The following is a 19,620-nucleotide window of genomic DNA, read 5'->3' on the forward strand; positions in this document are numbered from 1 at the left end:
ATGAGTGAATTGATTCGAGTCGAAGACCTGCGCGTGGTCGCCTGTGGCGAGCGCGGCGAGGTGGAAATCGTCAAGGGCGTGAGCTTCGCCCTGGAAAAAGGTGAAGTGCTGGCGTTGATCGGTGAGTCGGGCTCTGGCAAGACCACCATCGCCCTGGCGCTGCTGGGTTATGCGCGGCGCGGTTGCCGGTTGTCCGGCGGGGTGGTGCAGGTCGGCGAGCACGACATGCTCGCACTTAGCGAAAAGGAATTGCAGGGCCTGCGCGGCAACCGGGTGTCGTACATCGCGCAAAGCGCGGCGGCGGCGTTCAACCCGGCGAAGAAGTTGATCGACCAAGTGGTGGAGGGCGCATTGATTCATGGCCTCGGCAGCCGTGCGGTGCTTGAAGCCAAAGCCATCGAACTGTTCCGCGACCTGGCATTGCCGGATCCCGATCGCATTGGCCAGCGCTACCCGCATCAGGTCTCGGGCGGGCAACTGCAACGGGTGATGGCGGCCATGGCGCTGATCAGCGATCCGTTGCTGGTGGTGCTCGACGAACCGACTACTGCCCTCGACGTGACTACTCAGATTGATGTGTTGAGAGCCTTCAAACGCGTGGTCCGTGAACGTGGGGCGACGGCGGTCTACGTGTCCCACGACTTGGCGGTCGTCGCACAAATGGCCGATCAAATCGTCGTGCTCAATGGTGGCCAGATCTTTGAACAGAGCGCCACCGCGCCGCTGCTCAAAGGTCCGGCCCACGAATACACCCGAAGCCTGTTGGCAGCGGCGCGGCCCGACACGACCATTCGCCCTCCGTGCGGCGTGGCGGAAGAGACGCCGTTGCTGACGATCCAGGGCCTGACGGCCGGTTACGGCAACAAGAACATGCAAGGCATGCCGGCGATCCGCGTGCTGGAGGACATCGACCTGACCGTGCGCCGGGGCCAGGCCATCGGCGTGATCGGTGAGTCGGGTTCCGGAAAATCGACCTTGGCGCGGGTGGTGGCGGGGTTGCTGACCCCGGCGTTGGGCGGGCTGACCTTCGACGGTCAACCCTTGGGCGGCAGCCTCTCGGAGCGCACCGACGAACAGTTCCGCCGCATCCAGATGGTGTTCCAGAATGCCGACACGGCACTGAACCCGATGCACAGCGTCAGCACCATTCTCAGCCGGCCACTAAAGATGTATTTCGGCCTCAAGGGCGCGGCGTTGCGAGAGCGTATCGGCGAGTTGCTGGACCTGGTGCGCCTGCCGCGGACCATGGCCGAACGACGCCCGAATGAACTGTCCGGCGGGCAAAAACAACGGGTCAACCTGGCCCGTGCCTTGGCGGCCAAACCGGATCTTATCCTCTGCGATGAAGTGACCTCGGCGCTGGACACGGTGGTCGGTGCGGCGATTCTCGAATTGCTGCGCGACCTGCGCCAGGAACTGGGGGTTTCCTACCTGTTTATCAGCCACGACATCTCCACCGTTCGGGCGCTGTGCGATGACATTGTGGTGATGTACAGCGGCCACAAGATCCAGGCCGGCACTCGGCAGTCGTTTGCCCAGGCACCGTTCCATCCGTACACCGACCTGTTGATCCATTCGGTGCCGGAGTTGCGCCAAGGCTGGTTGGAAAACTGCGGCACCACCTGCGGTGAGCTACCGCCGATTGGTCCCAAAGCGAACGTGCCGGAACTCTGTACTTTTCTCAGTCGCTGTCCGGTGCGGGTCGATGGCTTGTGCAATCGCACCGCGCCGAGCCGCCGGATCATCGACGGCGGCAGTGAAATCCTCTGCCACCACGACAGCGCCGAGTTGCTGAAAACCCAGCAGGATCTGATCACCATGACCCAGGGAGCCTATGCATGAAGGGGCGTTTTGTGAGGCTGGCCGAGCAGGGCCGGCCGACCGTCAGTTTGCAGGTGGACGGCACGGCCATCGAGGCGTTGCAGGGCGACACCTTGATGGTGGCGTTGCTGACTCAGGGCAACGCGTTGCGCCAGTCGGAATTCGATTCGGGCCGTCGCGCTGGTTTCTGCCTGATGGGTGCCTGCCAGGATTGCTGGGTCTGGACCCGCAGCGGCGAGCGTCTGCGTGCCTGTTCCAATGAAGTCCGTGAAGGGCTGGACATCGTCACCACACAACCGGAGGCGACATGGCCACTGCACGGATAGTTATTGTCGGCGCCGGGCCGGCGGGTATTCGCTGTGCCGAGACGTTGCTGGCGGCGGGTTTCAAACCGATTCTGATCGATGAAAATCGCCGGGATGGCGGGCAGATCTATCGGCGGCAGCCGGAAGGGTTTACCCGTAATTACGCCACGCTTTATGGAACCGAAGCCGCCAAGGCTAAAGACCTGCACCTGAGTTTCGATCGCTTGCGCGGCTCGATTGATTACCGCCCCGACACCCTGGTGTGGAACCTGACGCCGGGACAGTTGTGCTGTGTCACACAAGGCAAGCACACGACGGTGGATTACGACGCGCTGATCCTCTGCACCGGCGCCACCGACCGCTTGATGCCGATTGAAGGCTGGCAACTGGCGGGGACCTACAGCCTCGGCGGGGCGCAGATTGCGCTCAAGTCCCAGGCGGTTTCCATTGGTCACAGCGTCGTGTTTATGGGCAGCGGGCCGTTGTTGTATCTGGTCGCCAGTCAATACGTGAAGGCGGGCGCGAAGGTGGCGGCGGTGCTCGACACCTCGCCGTTCAGCAAGCGCATCGGTGCCTTGCCTAAATTGCTGGCGCGACCCGGATTGCTGTTCACCGGAATGAAACTGTTGGCGCAGTTGTATCGGGCGAAGATCCCGGTGCACCTCGGCATTAAACCGCTGCAAGTGAAGGGAGACGCGGCCAACGGTGTCAGTGGTGTGCGGGCATTGACGGCGCGTGGCGAGACTATAAATGTGGATTGCGATGCCGTGGCCCTGGGTTATCACCTGCGCCCGGAAACCCAATTGGCGGATCTGGCCGGTTGCCGCATGCGCTTCGACGAGGCGTCCGGCCAATGGTGGCTGGCGGTGGATGAGGAAGGCCGGACTTCAGTCAGCGGCGTGTATGCCGCCGGTGATGGCTCGAAGATTCGCGGCGCGGACGCCGCCGAACACGCCGGTCGCCTGGTGGCCATGGCGCTGCTGGAAGACCTGCAGAAACCAGTGAACGCCGGATTGCGCGACGAAACACGTCAAGCATTGGCGGTCATGGACCAGTTTCGCCTCGGCCTGGCCCAGGCGTTCCCTTGGCCTGCCGAACAAGCCAAAGCCTTGCCCGATACCGCCATCGTGTGCCGCTGCGAGATGATCAGCGCCGGTGAATTACGTGCGGTCGTCAGCGAAAAGGGCGCCTGCGAAGTCAACCGGGCCAAGGCCTTCAGCCGGGTTGGCATGGGTCGCTGTCAGGGGCGTTATTGCTCCCAGGCTGGCGCTGAGGTGATCGCCGCAGCGGCGGGCGTCAGCGTGCAACAGGTTGGCCGCCAACGCGGACAGGCGCCGGTCAAACCGCTTTCGATGCTCACCGAGGAGGTGTCGCCATGACCGTACAGAAAGCCGATGTGCTGATTGTCGGCGGCGGCCTGATGGGCTCGGCGGCGGCGTTTTTCCTGCGCAAGCGCGGGCAGTCGGTGATCCTGCTGGAGCGTGACCAGATCGGTCAGTACGCCAGCGGCGTGAACTTCGGCAACGTCCGGCGTCAGGGGCGTTATCTCGGGCAACTGGAACTGGCGAATCGCTCCTGGGCGTTGTGGAAACGCTTGCCGGAGTTGATCGACGATGATCTGGAATTCATCGCCAGCGGGCATATGCGTGTGTGTTATCGCGAGGACGAAATTGCTGAGCTTGAGGCCTATGCCGCGGCACCCGAAGCCGCGCAACTGGACCTGAAGATTTATCGCGGTGCCGAGCTGCATGAGCGTTTCCCATTCCTTGGGCCGGATGTGAAGGGCGGCTCTTACGCGCCTCACGATGGCCACGCCAACCCGCGTCTGGCCGCCCCGGCATTTGCCCGCGCGGCCCGGCGTATCGGCGCGCAGATCGAAGAACAGACCGAAGTCGCCGAAGTGCAGAAGGTCGGTGGCGAGTTCAGCGTCACCACCACCGACGGTCGCCAGTTCAGCGCCGCACAACTATTGATTACCGCTGGAGCCTGGGGGCAGAAGCTGTCCCAACAATTCGGCGAACCGGTGCCCCTGGACACCCACGGCCCGCAAATGGCCGTGACCGAACCCGTGCCCTACGCCTTGCCCACGGTAATCGGCGTCTACACCAAGATTCCCGAAGAAGTGATCTACTTCCGCCAGATCCCCCGAGGCAACATCGTCATCGGCGGTGGCTATCGCAGTAAACCGGACATGCTCAATCGCCGGGCCTATGTCGAGCCGCGCAGCATCCTTAATCAGATGGATCAAATGCGCCGTCTGCTGCCGGGTGTCGGCAACCTCAACATCATCCGCGTGTGGAGTGGCATCGAAGGTTATCTGCCGGATTCCTTGCCGATCATGGGGCCAAGCGGTACGGTCGATGGCTTGTTCTATGCGTTCGGCTTCTGCGGTCATGGCTTCCAGCTCGGCCCTGGTGTCGGCGATGTGATGGCCGAACTGATCAGCACCGGCAGCACCAGCACTTCGATTGAGCCGTTCTCCATTCGCCGGTTCGCCCATTTAGCCGAGCAACGGAGCAAGGCCTCATGAAACCCCGTGTACTGGACATTCTCAAACGCCTGATGGCCTTCGACACCGTCTCTTCGGAGTCGAACATGGCCCTGATCGACTACGTGCGCGACCTGCTGCTGAGCAAGGGCATCGAGTCGCTGATCGTCAAGGATGAAACCGGCAAGAAAGCCAACCTGTTCGCCAGCACCGGCCCGAAAGAGCTGCCGGGAATTCTGCTGTCCGGCCACACCGACGTGGTGCCGGCGGCGGGGCAGGCCTGGACCGTGCCGCCGTTCCAGGCGACGGTGCAGGATGGCAAGATCTACGGGCGCGGCAGTTGCGACATGAAGGGCTTCATCGCCCTGGCCATTGACGCCATGCTCGACGCCGCTGACCACTCCCTGAGTCGACCGTTGCAATTGGCGTTGTCCCATGACGAAGAAACCGGTTGTGTCGGCGTGCGCCGCTTGCTCGACGTATTGCACCTGACGCCAGTGCGGCCGTTTTTGTGCCTGATCGGTGAGCCGACCAACATGCAGTTTGTGTTGGGGCACAAAGGCAAGGGCTCCTATCGCACCTACTGCCGGGGGCTGGAGGCGCATTCTTCGTTGGCACCGCGTTCGGTCAATGCGATTCACGTCGCGTGTGACTTCATCGCCGCGCTGCGGCAGAGCCAGCAGCAACTGCAAGAGCAGGGCGCCCAGGATGCCGACTACGACGTGCCTTACAGCACCGTGCACGTCGGGCAGATTGGCGGCGGCCGCGCACTGAATATTGTGCCGAACCTCTGCACCCTGGATTTCGAAGTGCGCAACCTGCCGGCGGACAATCTGGATCAGTTCCTGGAGCAGATGCAGGAACGCGCCGAACTGATCGTGCGCGAGGCGCGGTTGTTGTCGAGCGTGGCGGCGATCGAGATTGAAACCATCAACGTTTACCCCGGCCTCGATACGCATCCGAGTGTTGAAGCGGTGCGCTTTCTGAAGAACTTCGCCGCGCCGGATACCGGCACGGCCAAGGTCTCGTTCGGCACCGAGGGCGGGTTGTTCAAGCAGCGTCTGGATGTGCCGGTGGTCGTTTGCGGCCCGGGCTCGATTGAACAGGCGCACAAGCCGGACGAGTTTATCGAGATCAGCCAGATGGAGGCCGGGGAGCGGTTTCTTGAAGGTTTGCTCGGTTCCCTGAAGTTGTAGAGATGATCGTTCCCACGCTCCGCGTGGGAATGCCTCAACGGACGCTCCGCGTTCGGCTCTGAATGGGACGCGGAGCGTCCCTGGCTGCATTCCCACGCAGAGTGTGGGAACGATCATCTGCCGTTCCACCGCCAATTTCAGCATCCGACACTGTCCTCAAATCGCTTTCAGCATCCTCATCCGCCACACCTCCCTAGACTTGAGCATGTCTCGGATCAGGACTCGACCATGCTCAAGAATCGTTTGAAAGACCCCAGCCTTCTGGCAGAACTCGCGTATGTGGACGGGCAGTGGATCGGCGCTGACAGCGCCGCGACCCTGGACGTCATCGACCCGGCCAGCGGCCAGTTACTCGCCCGCGTCCCCGCCATGCAAGGCACGGAAACCCGGCGTGCCATTGAGGCTGCCGATAAAGCCTGGCCAGCCTGGCGCGCACGTCCGGCGGCGGAACGAGCGGCGCTGCTGGAGCGTTGGTATCAGGCCATGATCGACAACCTTGACGACCTGGCACTGATCATGACCTGCGAACAGGGCAAACCGCTGAACGAAGCCAAGGGCGAAATCCGCTACGGCGCCGGTTTCGTCAAATGGTTCGCCGAGGAAGCCCGGCGGGTCTACGGCGAAACCATGCCGGCCCCCAGCGGCGACCGCCGATTGCTGACGCTCAAACAACCAGTGGGTGTCTGCGCCGCGATCACCCCGTGGAATTTCCCCAACGCAATGATCACCCGCAAATGCGCGCCGGCATTGGCGGCGGGTTGCCCGATCATCGTCAAACCCTCTGACCTGACGCCGCTGTCGGCCCTCGCGTTGGCGGTACTGGCTGAACGGGTCGGCATTCCGGCCGGAGTCTTCAACGTGGTAACCGGCATGCCCGCCGGCATCGGTGAAGAGCTGACCGGCAACCCGACGGTGCGCAAGATTTCCTTCACCGGTTCCACCGCCGTGGGCCGCTTGTTGATGCGCCAAAGCGCCGAGCACATCAAGCGCTTGAGCCTGGAACTGGGCGGTAATGCGCCGTTTATTGTGTTCGACGACGCGGACCTGGAGCAGGCCGTGGCCGGGATCATGCTCAGCAAGTTTCGCAACGCCGGCCAGACCTGCGTCTGCGCCAACCGCATTCTGGTGCAGGACGGCATCTATGAACGCTTCGCCCAACGGCTGGTGGAGGAGGTCGGCAAACTCAAGGTCGGCAACGGCCTCGACGCCGACATTACCATTGGCCCGCTGATCAACCCCGCTGCGGTGAGCAAAGTCGCCCGGCACATCGACGATGCCCTGAGCCAGGGCGCGACACTGCTTTGCGGCGGCATTCCCGAAGGCGACAACCAGTTCGTGCAGCCCACGGTCCTCGGCGATACCCACGCCGGCATGCTGTTGGCCAACGAAGAAACTTTCGGCCCGGTCGCGCCACTGATGCGTTTTACCGATGAAGCCGAAGCCCTCGCGCTGGCCAATGCCACGCCTTATGGCTTGGGCGCCTACTATTTCACTCAGGATCTGCGCCGTTCATGGCGTTTTGGCGAGGCATTGGAGTTCGGCATGGTCGGCCTCAACACCGGGATCATTTCCATGGAAGTCGCGCCGTTCGGTGGCATCAAGCAATCGGGCCTGGGCCGCGAAGGCAGCAAGTACGGCCTCGACGAATACCTTGAAGTCAAAGCCTTCCACATTGGCGGGCTGTAATTCACAGACACTGGGGAGGCACGATTGATGAGCAAGACATTCAGAATCGCCGCGATTGCCGGCGATGGCATCGGCAAGGAGGTGCTGCCGGAAGGCTTGCGCGTGCTGGAGCAGGCGGCGAAGAAATGGCAGCTCGATTTGAGCATCGAAGTGCTCGACTGGGCGCACTGCGATTACTACCTGGAACACGGGCAGATGATGCCCGACGACTGGTTCGAACAGCTCAAGGGTTTTGATGCGATCTACTTCGGCGCCGTGGGCTGGCCGGACAAGGTGCCGGACCACATTTCCCTGTGGGGTTCGCTGCTGAAGTTTCGCCGCGACTTCGACCAGTACGTGAACATCCGCCCGGTGCGGCTGTTTCCGGGTGTGCCGTGCCCGTTGGCCGGACGCAAACCGGGGGACATCGATTTCGTGGTGATTCGCGAGAACACCGAGGGCGAGTACTCCTCGGTCGGCGGCAAGATGTTCGAAGGCACCGAGCATGAGTTTGTGCTGCAAGAATCGGTGTTCACCCGCCGTGGCGTCGACCGGATTCTCAAGTTCGCCTTCGAACTGGCCCAGACCCGCCCGCGCAAACGCCTGACGGCGGCGACCAAGTCCAACGGGATCTCCATCAGCATGCCGTACTGGGACGAACGCACGGCATTGATGGCGGCGAAGTACCCGGAGATCACCTGGGACAAGCAGCACATCGACATTCTGTGCGCGCGCTTTGTGCTGCAACCCGATCGGTTTGATGTGGTGGTGGCGTCGAACCTGTTTGGCGACATCCTCTCCGACCTCGGGCCGGCGTGTGCCGGGACCATTGGCATTGCGCCTTCGGCCAACCTTGATCCGGAGCGGCGCTTTCCTTCGTTGTTTGAGCCCGTACATGGCTCGGCGCCGGATATTTACGGGCAGAACATCGCCAATCCGATTGCGATGATCTGGTCCGGGGCGTTGATGCTCGACTTCCTGGGCAATGGCGACGAGCGCTATCGCGCAGCGCATGACGGGATTTTGCAGGCGATTGAGCGGGTGATTGCGGACGGGCCGATCACGCCGGATCTGGGCGGGAAGGGCTCGACGCAGGATGTTGGTAAAGCCATCGCGGACATTCTCTAGAGCGAATGATCGTTCCCACGCTCCGCGTGGGAATGCAGCCTGGGACGCTCAGCTTCCCATCAAGAGCCGAACGCGGAGCGTCCGAAGAGGCATTCCCACGCGGAGCGTGGGAACGATCTACCTGTAGGCGCGAGGTATGTTCAGTAGCCCTGAGTGCGGTCGATCTGGCCCACCATCGGCTCCCCCCGCCCAAACCGCCGAATATTCTCCAACAACACCCCAAACGCACTCTCCGGCTGAGTCATCGCGGCAATATGCGGTGTCAGCAGAATCTGCGGATGTCCCCAAAACGGATGATCCGCCGGTGCCGGTTCTTCCTGCAGCACATCCAGCACCGCGCCACTGAGTTGCCCGCTCTCCAGCGCCTCCAGCAGATCACTCTCCACCAGATGCCCGCCACGACCCATGTTAATCAGCGCCGCACCCTGTGGCAGTTGGCGAAACAGCTCCCGATCAAGAATCCCCTGGGTCTGTTCAGTCAGCGGCAACACGCACAACAAAATATCGCACTGGCTGAGAAACGCCGGCAGTTGCTCCCGACCGGCAAAGCAATCCACGCCAGGCACCTGATGCGCACTGCGCGCCCAACCCTTCAACGCAAACCCCAACGGTTGCAATGTCGCCAGAATCTGCTGCGCCTGCGCACCCAGTCCCATCACACCCACTCGACGCTTGCTCGCCGGTTGCAGCAGATGTGCCTGCCAACACCGCGCCATCTGCTGCTGCCGATAACGCAGCATGTCGCGATGCAGGCTCAGCACGGCAAAACTGGCGTATTCGCACATGCCGCGGGTGATGCCCGGATCGAGCAAACGCACCACCGGCAAACTTTCAGGCAAACGGCTGAGATCCAGTTGATCAACCCCGGCGGACAGCGCAAACAGCACTTTCAGATTCGGCAGCAAAGCCTCCAGATCGTCGGGCGCCTGCCACGCCGCCAGATATTCAATCTGCGACGGATCGCCAATGTCCGGCCAGGCGCGCCATTCGATATCGGGGGCGTGTTCGGCGAACAGCGCTTGCCACTGTTCGCCGCGCACAGGGTCAGCTTTATAAAGCAGGGCCATGGGCAATTCCTGATAAATGAAGGTGCTCTCATCATCGCCCAACGCCAGCGCAGGATCTGTCGAAAGGGCCGGGTTAAACGGCTTGCGCCATGTTGTATCGGCGAAGTGGCGGCAGATTCGGCGGGCAAAAGGAATCTGCCGTTTGGCAGGGTGAAAACAGTCGATCCGAATTTCTCAGGGGCCAAGTTCGGCGTAGTTCGTTTCGCCCAAGCCTTAACCTGAACACCATCGCAACCACCTTCCGGTTGCCGGACTCACGATGGGAAATGCCATGAATAGCAAAGTCGACGACACCCCTCTTTTGCTCCGTCAGCGCGATCAATTCGTGCCGCGTGGCCTGGTTACCGCTCACCCGTTGGTGATCGATCGCGCCCAAGGCGCCGAATTGTGGGACGTGGACGGCAAGCGTTACCTGGATTTCGTCGGCGGCATCGGTGTGCTGAACATCGGCCACAACCACCCCAAAGTGGTCGCGGCGGTGCAGGCGCAACTGCAAAAGGTCTCCCATGCCTGCTTCCAGGTAGTCGCCTATCAACCTTATCTGGATCTGGCCCAGCGCCTGTGCGAAATGATCGGTGGTAAAGACCCCTATAAAGCGGCGTTCTTCACTTCCGGCGCCGAGGCTGTGGAAAACGCGGTGAAGATCGCCCGGGCGCACACCAATCGTTCGGCGGTGATCGCTTTCCGCGGCGGCTTCCACGGACGGACCTTGCTCGGCACCACACTGACCGGCATGAGCCAGCCGTACAAACAGAACTTCGGGCCGTTCGCACCGGAGGTGTTTCACACGCCGTATCCGAATGCTTATCGCGGGGTCACCAGCGACATGGCGCTCAAGGCACTGGACGAACTGCTCGCCACTCAGGTTGCGCCAGAGCGGGTCGCCGCGATCATCATCGAGCCGGTGCAGGGGGACGGCGGTTTCCTTTCGGCGCCTGTGGAGTTCCTCAAGGGGCTGCGGGCGCTGACCGAAAAACACGGCATCGTGCTGATCCTCGATGAAATCCAGACCGGTTTCGGCCGTACCGGCACGTGGTTCGGTTTCCAGCACGCCGGCATCCAGCCTGACCTGGTAACCGTCGCCAAGAGCCTGGCCGGTGGCTTGCCGCTGTCGGGTGTGGTCGGCAAAGCCGCGATCATGGACGCGCCGTTGCCCGGCGGCCTCGGTGGCACCTATGGCGGCAACGCCTTGTCTTGCGCGGCGGCACTGGCGGTAATCGATGCCTTTGAAGAAGAACAACTGCTGGCGCGCGGCGAAGCGTTGGGCGAGCGCCTGCGTCAAGGACTGCTGCGCTTGCAAACCCGTCACCCGCAAATCGGCGACGTGCGCGGTACCGGGTTCATGCTCGCCATCGAGCTGATCAAGAACGACGAGGCCCGCACCCCGGACGCGGACCTGAACCAGCGGCTGATCGATGAAGCGCGCAAGGGTGGTTTGCTGGTGATCAAGTGCGGCGTGTACCGCAACGTGCTGCGCTTCCTCGCGCCGTTGGTGACCACCGAAGCACAGGTCGATGAAGCGCTGCAGATTCTCGAAGCGGCTTTGGCACGGGTCTTGAACTGAGCTCCAGCCGGCTCGGGGCGCTGCTGCAAGGCAGTGCCCGTGAGCCTTTATGGAGCATGGATGGATGGAATGCATCATTGGAGGCTTTGCACACCATGGGGCTGACTGATTACCGAGCGCTGCTCATCGATTGCGATGCAGTCCTGGTCGACCGCGACTCGGGCGTCTGGGCGGCGTTGCAACCGTTGCTCGACAACCGGGGCGGGCACCCGGACAAGGAACAGGTGCTGGCCGAGTACGGCGAAGTGGTGCGTGCGCTGTACCCGCGCTTCGGTGAGCTAGGCTTCAGTGGACTGCTGTGTTTCGCCCATCGCCAGTTGGCCGAGCGCTGGGGTCTGAAAGCCAGTTGGGAGGAGGGCATGAGCTTCGCCCGTTCGGTGGCTGGATGGTCGCTGTTCGAGGACGCGCCGGGAGCGATGTTGTACCTGCGCAAGTTCTATCGCCTGCTGGTGCAGGGTGATCGGGATGCCGAGGATCGCGGGTTGCTCTGCGAGCGCCTGGGGATCATGCCCGATGACTTTATCTCCCTGGCCAGTGACCCTTTGCAAGACACGCAATGGCTGCAGGACAACGGGTTCAAGCCCGGCGACATCCTGCAAGTGACCCGGCCTTCCGCCAGTGGTCAGGCGAGTCGCGATGTGTGCCTGATCTGCCGCGGCCGGGTCAAACCCCCGACACCGTGCGCGGCGGATTACTGCATCAACAGCATGGCGGATCTGGTGGCTCAGCATCAGCTGTCTTTACGGCGCTGATTTTGCTAGAAGATTGTCTTACAAACGGCAGTCAAGAGGTACGTAATGGAAGGTTTAGTCAAACTGGACCGGATCGACATCAGCATTTTGGTTGAGCTGCAAAAGGACGGGCGCATGACCAACGTCAGCCTCGCCGATGCCGTGGGATTATCAGCCAGCCCCTGCCTGCAACGGGTCAAGCGGCTGGAATCGGCCGGGTATATTTCCAGCTACAAGGCGCACCTGAACCTGGCGAAAATCACTGATTCGGTGACGGTCTTCACCGAGATCACCCTCAGCGACCACAAGCGCGAAGACTTCGCCAAGTTCGAGTCCAACATCCGCCTGGTGGATGAAGTGCTCGAGTGCCATTTGATCAGCGGTGGCTACGATTACCTGGTGCGCTTCATGACCCGCAGCATTCAGCATTACCAGGAAGTGATCGAAAGCCTGCTGGACAAGAATATTGGCATCTCGAAGTACTTCAGTTACATCGTCATCAAATCCCCCGTGCTCAAGGACGGCGTGCCGTTGCGCAAGTTGTTGCGGCACTGAAGCCCCCCCATCACTCCTGTAGCAGCCTGCGTTCGGTTGCGTTCGGCTGCGAAGCAGTCGCAAATACGGTTTGCCGGTGTGCCTGAAAGACCGCATTTTCTGATTTTACGACTGCTTCGCAGCCGAACGCAGGCTTCGCCAGCTGCTACAGAGCGTGCGTGCTGCGAATTCTTCAATGCACCGCGTTTGGACATTCCCCCGCTAGATCCCGTCTACCCGCCTCATCCTGGCGCAAGCCGCATAAATAGCTGTTTCGAGCCCTCAAAACAGTGTCCAGGTACCCCTTGAGTCATGAATTCGCAACAAAGCGCAAAAGTCTCTGCGCTGTAATGCGTACAGAGAGAGGGGTGCGGTTTGTTGAGTCGCTGATTTCGAGGCGGCGTTAGCGAATCGCTGAATAACACCAATCGGAGCCAAAAAAATGCGAATGAGCAACGCAAAAGCACTGTTGGGTTACGGCGCGTTCCTGCTGGCGGGCAGCAGCGAAGCGCATCAGATCTGGTACGAACAGCCACCGGGGCAACCCTTGGCGTTGTACTACGGCGAATATGACAAGAACATCCTGGAAGTCACACCGGGCGGGATGGACCGGTTCCAGCAACTCAAGGGTTGGTCGATTGGCAACAATTCGAAACCATTGAATCTGACCTTGCAACGCCAGGCGTTTGCGGTGGCGCATCAGGCCAAGAGTGATGACTCCCTGTTGGCTCAGGACCCGCATTATCCGATCTTCGACCTGCACGAAGCGGATAAAACCCTGAAGGCCCACTGGACGCCGGCGACCCGTTGGGTCGGCGATTTGCGCGCCCGAACCCCGGAACTGACCCTGGACATCGTGCCCACCGGCCTCGTCGACGGCAACAAAGCGCAGTTCCAAGTGTACTATTCGCAAAAACCGCTGGCGGATCAGGACGTTATGCTGGAAACCGGTTCCGGTGAAGTCTTCACCCAGCGCACCGATGCGACGGGCAAAGTCAGCTTCGAGTTGCCCTGGCAGGGCACGTATGTGGTGGCGGTCGAATACAAGGACCGAACGCCGGGTGAACGGGTCGGTCCGCAAGGCAAGACCAAGCCGTACGACCTCAAGAGCTTCAGCTCGACGCTGTCGTTCTATCGGGCCCAGGGCAAGCCGCCATTGCCGCGGGCACCGTCGCAGCTGCCGGCCTCCGAAGTCGCCCGGTTGAAGAAACAGGCCTGATCCATCGTCCCCACAGGAGTCACCACTATGTCCCAATCTTCAGGATTGGCCGGGCAGGCGGGAAGTGTTTCCGCTGCGCTGGCCACCCCCGCGGTAAAAGCCAACACCCGGATGCTGGCGATCGATGCCCTGCGCGGTTTTGTCATGCTGTTGATGCTGATCGACCACGTGCGCGAAACCTTTCTGCTGCACCGTCAGGTCACCGACCCGATCGACGCCTTGAGCGTCACGCCGGACCTGTACTTCACCCGCATGCTCAGCGAAATCTGCGCGCCGGTGTTCATCTTCCTCACTGGCCTGTCAGCCTGGCTCTACAGCCAGAAACACACCGCCAGCGAAACCTCGGTGTTCCTGCTCAAGCGCGGGTTCTTTCTGGTGTTTCTGGAGATCACCTTTGTCTGCTTCGCCTGGAACGCCGAGTTCCCGCCCAAGACCCTGTGGCTGCAGGTGATCTGGTGCATCGGTATCTGCATGATCGTGCTCGCCGGGTTGCTGCACTTCAAACGCAGCTGGCTGATTGTGCTGGGGCTGGTCATCGTCGCCGGGCATAACCTGTTCGATAACGTCGTCGTCGGGCCGGAATCGCCGTTCTATGTGCCGTGGTCGATCCTGCATCAGAAGGTGTTTATCGACATCACCGAGTTCACCCGGGCGCGCACGACCTATCCGGTGCTGCCGTGGATCGGCGTGATTCTTCTGGGGTGGGGCATCGGGCCGTGGTTCGGCAAGGACATGGAACCGGCGGAGCGGATTTCCCGCCTGGTCAAGCTCGGCGCGGGCTTGCTGGTGGCCTTTGTGTTCATCCGTTACCTGAACGTTTACGGCGAGAAGCCGTGGGTGCAGACCGGCGATTCGTTGCGCACCTTCATGAGCTTCATGAGCGCGAAGAAGTACCCGCCGTCGCTGATGTTCCTGATGCCAACCCTTGGTCTCGGTCTGCTCCTGCTGGCGTTGTTCGAGAAGCTGCAGGATCGCTGGTCCACCGCGACACTGGCGATCTACGGCGGGGCGCCGATGTTTTTCTATTTGCTGCACCTGTACGTGCTCAAAGCCATGTACCTGGTGGCCGTCGCGATCTGGGGCGCCAATCAGGGTGCGTATTACGGCTTCGACAACCTGCCCACAGTGTGGCTGTGGAGCGTGATCCTCGGCGTGTTGCTGTTCTTCCCGACGCGCTGGTTCGCCAGCCTCAAGCAGCGCCGTCGCGACATCGCGATCCTCAAATACCTCTGAGTTGCCCAATGGTGTCCCCCGGTTGGCGGGACACCTTGCAGACCCCGAATGCTGTGGAGTTGCCCTGTGAAAACCCTATCGACACACACCCTGCTACTGGCCTTGGGCGGGCAGTCCTTGCTCGCCCTGGCTTCGGAACAAGACAACGCCAAAGGCTTTGTCGAAGACAGCCAGTGGAGCCTGCTCAACCGCAGCGTCTACGACCGCCGCGACTATGAACACGGTGCGCTGAGCAACGGCGCGCGCAATGCCTACAAACCCCGCGCCCAACGTAGCGACCTCGCCGAGGAATGGGCCTACGGCCTGATGGCCGATTTCACCTCCGGCTACACCCGTGGCACCGTAGGATTTGGTGTCGACGCCCATGTCTATTCCGGCTGGAAACTGGACAGCGGAGGCGGGCGGGCCGGCAAGGCGCGGTTGCTCGGCGTGGATAACGACGGCCATCCCAAGGATGAATTCAGTCGTGGTGGCGCGGTGGCCAAGCTGCGCTTTTCTTCCACCGAACTGCGTTACGGCGAGCAACGGGTGAAAACCCCGGTGTTCGGCTCCTCCGACAGCCGCCTGCTGCCGGAAACCGCCACCGGCTGGCTGCTGACCAGTCGCGAACTGCCCGCGACCACGCTGTATGGCGGTCACTTCAACGAAAGCACCGATCGCAACGCCACCAGCCACGACCAAGGCTTTGTGGTCAATTACTCCAACGGCAAGCAGGGCGACAGCTTCGACCTGGTGGGCGTGCGCAACACCACTGTCAAAGGGCTCAATGCCAGCCTGTTCAGTGCGGTCTACGCCGATACCTGGCGCCAGCACTATTTGGGCGCGGTCTACACCCAACCTTTGGCCGAAGGTCAGGACCTGACCTTCGATCTCAATCTGTATCGCACCCAGGACACTGGCAAAGCCTTGTCCGGCCGGATCGACAACACGACATGGAGTTTTCTCACGACATATAAGGCCGGAGCCCACAGCTTCGGCCTGGGTTATCAGAAAGTCGACGGCGACACGCCCTACGACTACGTCACCCGCGGCGCGATCTACTTGAGCAACGCCGTGGCCCTGTCCGACTTCAACGCCCCGCAGGAGGCGTCCTGGCAGGCGCGCTACGACCTGAACATGGCCGGCTACGGCATCCCCGGCCTGACCTTCGGCGCACTGTATGTTCGTGGCAGCGGGATCGATGGCAGCCACATGGACCCGAACGGCGGTTACAAATGGTTGGGTTACGGGCAGGGCGGCAAACACTGGGAACGTGATCTCCAGGCCAAATACGTGGTGCAATCCGGCGCAGCGAAAAACCTCGCGTTCACTTTGCGCCATGCGGTGCACCGGGGGAATGCGGCGCAGGCGGAGCTGGATGCCAACCAGATTCGGCTGGCAGTGGAGTATCCGCTGGGTGGGAAATTCTGAATTGCGAACGTGACGTAGCGTGAAACCGGGGGCGATCAGCCGGGCAGAAATTTTTTTGAAATCAAGGGGTTGCCAGCCTCGGGAAATCAGTACATAATTCACGCCATCGAAAGCACTGACGGCTGAAAAAGCTCAATGTTTTCAACGAGTTAGAGAATGATTTAATCAACTCTCGAAGCTCAGCGTTTGTATGCATTTGGTGTCGTGCTACTGACATCAGATGTTTGAGGCCGAGTAGCAAAATGGTTATGCAGTGGATTGCAAATCCACCTACGCCGGTTCGATTCCGACCTCGGCCTCCACTTTAAACGAGCTCCGTAGATCCTTGATCTACGGAGCTTTTTTATTTTCGCTGTCCTGCAAGATTTAGTCTTGAAAAGGCCATCTGCGAACTTGCTTCACGGGGGAGGGATGTATATATTTCCACCTCTGCTGCACAAGCGTCAGAACTGCCAGGTTGTATCTCCGCAGTGTTCAGACCGCTTCACCGCGCTACCGCCCGAATGGCGAAACTGGTAGACGCATGGGACTTAAAATCCCCCGCTCGTAAGGGCGTGCCGGTTCGATTCCGGCTTCGGGCACCATCTAAAATCAAGGGTTTGCGGGCGAAAGCTGATGCAAACCCTTGTTTGTTTCTGGTCCATTCATTTTGATCATTCCTGCCTAAAGCACTCAAGAAACCGACCTGTTTGGCCGATACGTTTTCGGGCCAGGCATTGATGCCAATCAACTTGAGTAAGGGAGTTTCAAATGGTTCTGCGTAAAATGTTCGCACGTCTAGGCATTGTGATGATCGCGGGTGGGTACGTTGTTTCAGCCCAGGCTACTGGTGACGCTGCCAAGGATCACAACACGGCCATTGCGCTGGTCGCTATGACCCAAGCGTGTGCTGAGCAACATCCCGACGCGGGAATATCCCTGGAAAAAAACGTGCTTAAAGAGAAGGCGAGCCTGACTCCCGAGATGGAGAAAACCATCAAAGAGTCGGGGACAAACCCTGTGTACGCCAGTGAAGTGAAGGAATCGTACGATTTCTTCACTACGCCCGACGGCCTAGGCCTTCTGAAAAGCATCTGTAAAGAAATGATCGCTACGGAGTAGTGGTGCTTTAAGTTATATATCAAAGGCCTGCGTGAGGTTTCTCATGCAGGCCTTGTTGTTTCTGCTGCATTATTTTTGACAGGCATGGAGCTTGGATTTTGATTTCATTGATGAAAAAGACAGCCCTCGTACTCAGCATTGCGCTGGTGGGCTTGAGTGGTATTCCGGCGGCAATGGCCCAGGAGCCTACCAATCGCGAGGTCGCGGTGATGACTGTTGCGATGAAGAGGACGTGCTCACACTTGAACCCTGCCGGGAAATATTCCCTTCGCAACGTCATGGATGACCCGCAGTCGGGGCTGACGGAGGAGATGAAAAAAGAAATTCTCATCGCCGACAAGTCCCCTGACTACGAACAGGAAATTCAGTTGGCCCGGGATAAGACCGAGGGCGACATAACAGGCAGGGCGGCAGTTGCCTTGGTATGCAGGAATTTTGAACCGCCCAAGGGTTTCTGGCCCTGGTAGGGCAATGCGGTGCTAATCGCCCAGTTTCATGACGGTCTTGCACCGGATGCATTGAGCTTCGCACTCGGTGTAAACCTGATAGGCCAGGAGGCGGCGGCTGTTGAGTGATTCGTCTCCAGGCCGGTAAAGGAATTCCATGAACTTTCTGCACTCGGGGCAGCGCACAAAGCAGGACAGCAGAAAGAACACGCAAACGCCGCTGATTTGCAGGACCGCGAAGATTTCAAAATGACGCTTGGCTGAGTGATCGAACCAGAACCAGGCCATGTAGATAAGGCTACCCCAGAAGCTGGCGGAGCACAGAAGGGCCGCCACGAAGGCGACCCAGCGATTTTTTAGTGTTTTCAAGTAAGAGTCCATTCTGAAAATGCCGCGCCATTATGCGGGGACGGGCGGTAATTTTCAGCTTTGGCGTGTTCTTGGGGGGTGCTTCAGAAAGGAGTCGGGCCGATCAGATCGGCCCGACGGGAATATCAAACGAATGCCTGTCCGCGGAATCCTCGCGGCAATCTCTGTCGCCCTGGCATGGCCGTCAGCCGCTGAACCCACTCTGCCCGCCAATCATTGGCGGTATGAGTCACCTTGGCCTTGCGCGCCGCACGACGTGTTGCGTTGCGTTCTTCTTTACGTGCGTCCTTGAACGCATCGGTGTTGCGGCAGCTTCTGCATTTCACCTGGTTCAGTATTTTGCTCGAAACCAACTGGGTACCGGTATGACCGCAGGCCAGATGCCCGCCGACTTTGAAGTGAGTAACCATGTGGAACGTCTCCTTCGTGACGTGTGTTTGTTTGACCTCCAGCCGTCGTCAGCGTTCGTAATGGGAACATCAGGCAAAAAAAAAGCCCGCATGCGGGCGGGCCAAGGGATTCTTCAAAGGAGTGGTTCCACAGTAGGCCGTCGATTGTGAACAGGATGTGAAAGGACTCGGGCAAAAAAAACCCCAGCGCGTGGCCGGGTTGCGGGTATGGCAGGAGGCTATCAGGCAGGCAGGGTCTCGGTGACACGGTTGTCGCCGTTCATGCTTCCTGAATCAGGCCTGTCCTTGAGTCGGATGTTATCTAAACCGTGGCAGTGGCGGTTCGACGGGGTGGAGCGACGACAGCGTGCTGCGAATCAGCGGTGCGTCTTTCTCGATGTCGTTCAGCCGGTCACGGATTTTCAGGGCCGTAGGGTGCCCGCCTTGGTGGTCGACCCAGTCGGCGATTTCCTTGCAGGCGGCCGCGAGGCGGGCCTGACGGGAGTCGAGCAGGGTGAGCAGGGTGGTGATGGACTCTTTTTCGGACATGACAAACACCTCCTTGAAGGAATCTGACAAGTGGCAGCAAAAAGCCCGCTGGTGCGAGCTTTCTGCCGATGGGGTCGCTGGTCCTTCAGCTTTTTTCAGTATAGACCCGGTTGGCAATCATGAGCCTTTTCAGCTTTGCCGGGCTGTCACTTGTGAGCGTGCATTGAGCTGTTGGCACTCACGTTGGGCATCTTTTTCAAGGTCGAAGCCGTCGCCGATAAAGCCGCGGGTGCGGGTATCGGCGATGCGGTACCAGACTTCGGCGTCGGGCGGTGCGTGGTCGATTTCTCCGGCGCGGCGGCCATGAATGATGATCTTGTTGCAACGTTTCACAACGAAAATGTCTTCCATGGCACCACCGTAGCTGATTCGTGTTGAGATCAACTATAGAAGCCCTTTGCGATC

The 19,620-nt window shown here is 60.3% G+C and carries 20 protein-coding genes and 2 tRNA genes; 17 read left to right on the forward strand and 5 right to left on the reverse strand.

Annotation, left to right across the window (positions count from 1 at the left end):
• The 7 genes from HKK53_RS02825 to HKK53_RS02855 all read left to right on the forward strand — a co-directional run bounded on the left by HKK53_RS02825 (nucleotide 1) and on the right by HKK53_RS02855 (nucleotide 8,603).
• Nucleotides 1-1,842, forward strand: coding sequence for an ABC transporter ATP-binding protein (locus HKK53_RS02825; RefSeq protein ID WP_169369275.1), 1,842 nt, complete (start codon nucleotides 1-3; stop codon nucleotides 1,840-1,842).
• The gene (locus HKK53_RS02830) at nucleotides 1,839-2,147 is read left to right on the forward strand and encodes a (2Fe-2S)-binding protein (protein WP_169369277.1); all 309 of its coding nucleotides are present in this window, start codon (nucleotides 1,839-1,841) and stop codon (nucleotides 2,145-2,147) included. The genes HKK53_RS02825 and HKK53_RS02830 overlap by 4 nt, the downstream gene beginning before the upstream one ends.
• Nucleotides 2,129-3,505, forward strand: a complete 1,377-nt coding sequence (locus HKK53_RS02835) for an FAD/NAD(P)-dependent oxidoreductase (RefSeq protein ID WP_169369278.1) — start codon at nucleotides 2,129-2,131, stop codon at nucleotides 3,503-3,505. Before HKK53_RS02830 ends, HKK53_RS02835 begins: the two co-directional genes overlap by 19 nt.
• Nucleotides 3,502-4,656, forward strand: coding sequence for an NAD(P)/FAD-dependent oxidoreductase (locus tag HKK53_RS02840; protein ID WP_169369280.1), 1,155 nt, complete (start codon nucleotides 3,502-3,504; stop codon nucleotides 4,654-4,656). Before HKK53_RS02835 ends, HKK53_RS02840 begins: the two co-directional genes overlap by 4 nt.
• Complete coding sequence (argE, locus tag HKK53_RS02845; RefSeq protein ID WP_169369282.1) at nucleotides 4,653-5,810, forward strand: acetylornithine deacetylase; 1,158 nt, start codon at nucleotides 4,653-4,655, stop codon at nucleotides 5,808-5,810. The genes HKK53_RS02840 and argE overlap by 4 nt, the downstream gene beginning before the upstream one ends.
• A gap of 228 nt (nucleotides 5,811-6,038) precedes the next feature.
• Entirely contained in the window at nucleotides 6,039-7,496 is a 1,458-nt protein-coding gene (locus tag HKK53_RS02850; protein ID WP_169369285.1) for an NAD-dependent succinate-semialdehyde dehydrogenase, read from the forward strand.
• Between the two features lie 27 nt (nucleotides 7,497-7,523).
• The gene (locus HKK53_RS02855) at nucleotides 7,524-8,603 is read left to right on the forward strand and encodes a tartrate dehydrogenase (RefSeq protein WP_123508190.1); all 1,080 of its coding nucleotides are present in this window, start codon (nucleotides 7,524-7,526) and stop codon (nucleotides 8,601-8,603) included.
• A 140-nt stretch (nucleotides 8,604-8,743) separates the two neighbouring features.
• Here HKK53_RS02855 and HKK53_RS02860 read toward each other — a convergent pair whose 3' ends face one another.
• Nucleotides 8,744-9,670 (reverse strand): 2-hydroxyacid dehydrogenase, encoded by a 927-nt coding sequence (locus HKK53_RS02860; protein WP_169369287.1) that lies wholly within the window; start codon nucleotides 9,668-9,670, stop codon nucleotides 8,744-8,746.
• A 271-nt stretch (nucleotides 9,671-9,941) separates the two neighbouring features.
• On the opposite strand from HKK53_RS02860, the gene gabT reads away from it, so the two are divergent.
• The 10 genes from gabT (at nucleotide 9,942) to HKK53_RS02910 (ending at nucleotide 17,929) form a co-directional block, all read left to right on the forward strand.
• Nucleotides 9,942-11,234 (forward strand): 4-aminobutyrate--2-oxoglutarate transaminase, encoded by a 1,293-nt coding sequence (gene gabT / locus HKK53_RS02865; protein ID WP_169369289.1) that lies wholly within the window; start codon nucleotides 9,942-9,944, stop codon nucleotides 11,232-11,234.
• A gap of 95 nt (nucleotides 11,235-11,329) precedes the next feature.
• Nucleotides 11,330-11,986, forward strand: a complete 657-nt coding sequence (locus HKK53_RS02870) for a 2-haloalkanoic acid dehalogenase (protein WP_169369291.1) — start codon at nucleotides 11,330-11,332, stop codon at nucleotides 11,984-11,986.
• A gap of 45 nt (nucleotides 11,987-12,031) precedes the next feature.
• On the forward strand, nucleotides 12,032-12,520 hold the full coding sequence (locus HKK53_RS02875) for an Lrp/AsnC family transcriptional regulator (protein WP_008055821.1): 489 nt from the start codon (nucleotides 12,032-12,034) through the stop codon (nucleotides 12,518-12,520).
• A gap of 427 nt (nucleotides 12,521-12,947) precedes the next feature.
• Nucleotides 12,948-13,718, forward strand: a complete 771-nt coding sequence (locus HKK53_RS02880; RefSeq protein WP_237150661.1) for a DUF4198 domain-containing protein — start codon at nucleotides 12,948-12,950, stop codon at nucleotides 13,716-13,718.
• A 27-nt stretch (nucleotides 13,719-13,745) separates the two neighbouring features.
• Nucleotides 13,746-14,951 (forward strand): DUF1624 domain-containing protein, encoded by a 1,206-nt coding sequence (locus HKK53_RS02885; protein WP_149661183.1) that lies wholly within the window; start codon nucleotides 13,746-13,748, stop codon nucleotides 14,949-14,951.
• 66 nt (nucleotides 14,952-15,017) lie between these two features.
• Nucleotides 15,018-16,361 carry an OprD family porin gene (locus HKK53_RS02890; RefSeq protein WP_169369295.1) on the forward strand — a complete coding sequence of 448 codons (1,344 nt, stop codon included), beginning with the start codon at nucleotides 15,018-15,020 and terminating at the stop codon, nucleotides 16,359-16,361.
• A gap of 228 nt (nucleotides 16,362-16,589) precedes the next feature.
• Nucleotides 16,590-16,663 (forward strand) — tRNA-Cys (locus HKK53_RS02895).
• A 195-nt stretch (nucleotides 16,664-16,858) separates the two neighbouring features.
• Nucleotides 16,859-16,945: transfer RNA gene (locus tag HKK53_RS02900), tRNA-Leu, on the forward strand.
• A gap of 166 nt (nucleotides 16,946-17,111) precedes the next feature.
• Nucleotides 17,112-17,462, forward strand: a complete 351-nt coding sequence (locus HKK53_RS02905; protein WP_169369297.1) for a hypothetical protein — start codon at nucleotides 17,112-17,114, stop codon at nucleotides 17,460-17,462.
• Between the two features lie 98 nt (nucleotides 17,463-17,560).
• Complete coding sequence (locus tag HKK53_RS02910) at nucleotides 17,561-17,929, forward strand: hypothetical protein (protein ID WP_169369299.1); 369 nt, start codon at nucleotides 17,561-17,563, stop codon at nucleotides 17,927-17,929.
• 12 nt (nucleotides 17,930-17,941) lie between these two features.
• On the opposite strand, the gene HKK53_RS02915 is transcribed toward HKK53_RS02910, so the two are convergent.
• From HKK53_RS02915 to HKK53_RS02930, 4 genes are all read right to left on the reverse strand, one after another.
• The gene (locus tag HKK53_RS02915; protein ID WP_169369301.1) at nucleotides 17,942-18,277 is read right to left on the reverse strand and encodes a hypothetical protein; all 336 of its coding nucleotides are present in this window, start codon (nucleotides 18,275-18,277) and stop codon (nucleotides 17,942-17,944) included.
• A gap of 125 nt (nucleotides 18,278-18,402) precedes the next feature.
• Entirely contained in the window at nucleotides 18,403-18,687 is a 285-nt protein-coding gene (locus HKK53_RS02920; RefSeq protein ID WP_169369303.1) for a hypothetical protein, read from the reverse strand.
• Nucleotides 18,688-18,984: 297 nt separating this feature from the next.
• On the reverse strand, nucleotides 18,985-19,215 hold the full coding sequence (locus tag HKK53_RS02925) for a hypothetical protein (RefSeq protein WP_133836423.1): 231 nt from the start codon (nucleotides 19,213-19,215) through the stop codon (nucleotides 18,985-18,987).
• Nucleotides 19,216-19,344: 129 nt separating this feature from the next.
• Nucleotides 19,345-19,566 (reverse strand): hypothetical protein, encoded by a 222-nt coding sequence (locus tag HKK53_RS02930; protein WP_169369305.1) that lies wholly within the window; start codon nucleotides 19,564-19,566, stop codon nucleotides 19,345-19,347.
• Nucleotides 19,567-19,620 lie beyond the last annotated feature (54 nt).

Origin of the sequence: Pseudomonas sp. ADAK7 (genome assembly GCF_012935675.1) — a bacterium.
In the GTDB taxonomy this organism is placed as follows: domain Bacteria; phylum Pseudomonadota; class Gammaproteobacteria; order Pseudomonadales; family Pseudomonadaceae; genus Aquipseudomonas.

What these genes read in the sequence shown, in the direction of transcription:
- HKK53_RS02825 (WP_169369275.1), top strand. Translation starts at nt 1, where the DNA reads ATGAGTGAATTGATTCGAGTCGAAGACCTGCGCGTGGTCGCCTGTGGC.
- HKK53_RS02830 (WP_169369277.1), top strand. Translation starts at nt 1,839, where the DNA reads ATGAAGGGGCGTTTTGTGAGGCTGGCCGAGCAGGGCCGGCCGACCGTC.
- HKK53_RS02835 (WP_169369278.1), top strand. Translation starts at nt 2,129, where the DNA reads ATGGCCACTGCACGGATAGTTATTGTCGGCGCCGGGCCGGCGGGTATT.
- HKK53_RS02840 (WP_169369280.1), top strand. Translation starts at nt 3,502, where the DNA reads ATGACCGTACAGAAAGCCGATGTGCTGATTGTCGGCGGCGGCCTGATG.
- argE (WP_169369282.1), top strand. Translation starts at nt 4,653, where the DNA reads ATGAAACCCCGTGTACTGGACATTCTCAAACGCCTGATGGCCTTCGAC.
- HKK53_RS02850 (WP_169369285.1), top strand. Translation starts at nt 6,039, where the DNA reads ATGCTCAAGAATCGTTTGAAAGACCCCAGCCTTCTGGCAGAACTCGCG.
- HKK53_RS02855 (WP_123508190.1), top strand. Translation starts at nt 7,524, where the DNA reads ATGAGCAAGACATTCAGAATCGCCGCGATTGCCGGCGATGGCATCGGC.
- HKK53_RS02860 (WP_169369287.1), bottom strand. Translation starts at nt 9,670, where the DNA reads ATGGCCCTGCTTTATAAAGCTGACCCTGTGCGCGGCGAACAGTGGCAA.
- gabT (WP_169369289.1), top strand. Translation starts at nt 9,942, where the DNA reads ATGAATAGCAAAGTCGACGACACCCCTCTTTTGCTCCGTCAGCGCGAT.
- HKK53_RS02870 (WP_169369291.1), top strand. Translation starts at nt 11,330, where the DNA reads ATGGGGCTGACTGATTACCGAGCGCTGCTCATCGATTGCGATGCAGTC.
- HKK53_RS02875 (WP_008055821.1), top strand. Translation starts at nt 12,032, where the DNA reads ATGGAAGGTTTAGTCAAACTGGACCGGATCGACATCAGCATTTTGGTT.
- HKK53_RS02880 (WP_237150661.1), top strand. Translation starts at nt 12,948, where the DNA reads ATGAGCAACGCAAAAGCACTGTTGGGTTACGGCGCGTTCCTGCTGGCG.
- HKK53_RS02885 (WP_149661183.1), top strand. Translation starts at nt 13,746, where the DNA reads ATGTCCCAATCTTCAGGATTGGCCGGGCAGGCGGGAAGTGTTTCCGCT.
- HKK53_RS02905 (WP_169369297.1), top strand. Translation starts at nt 17,112, where the DNA reads ATGGTTCTGCGTAAAATGTTCGCACGTCTAGGCATTGTGATGATCGCG.
- HKK53_RS02920 (WP_169369303.1), bottom strand. Translation starts at nt 18,687, where the DNA reads ATGGTTACTCACTTCAAAGTCGGCGGGCATCTGGCCTGCGGTCATACC.
- HKK53_RS02925 (WP_133836423.1), bottom strand. Translation starts at nt 19,215, where the DNA reads ATGTCCGAAAAAGAGTCCATCACCACCCTGCTCACCCTGCTCGACTCC.
- HKK53_RS02930 (WP_169369305.1), bottom strand. Translation starts at nt 19,566, where the DNA reads ATGGAAGACATTTTCGTTGTGAAACGTTGCAACAAGATCATCATTCAT.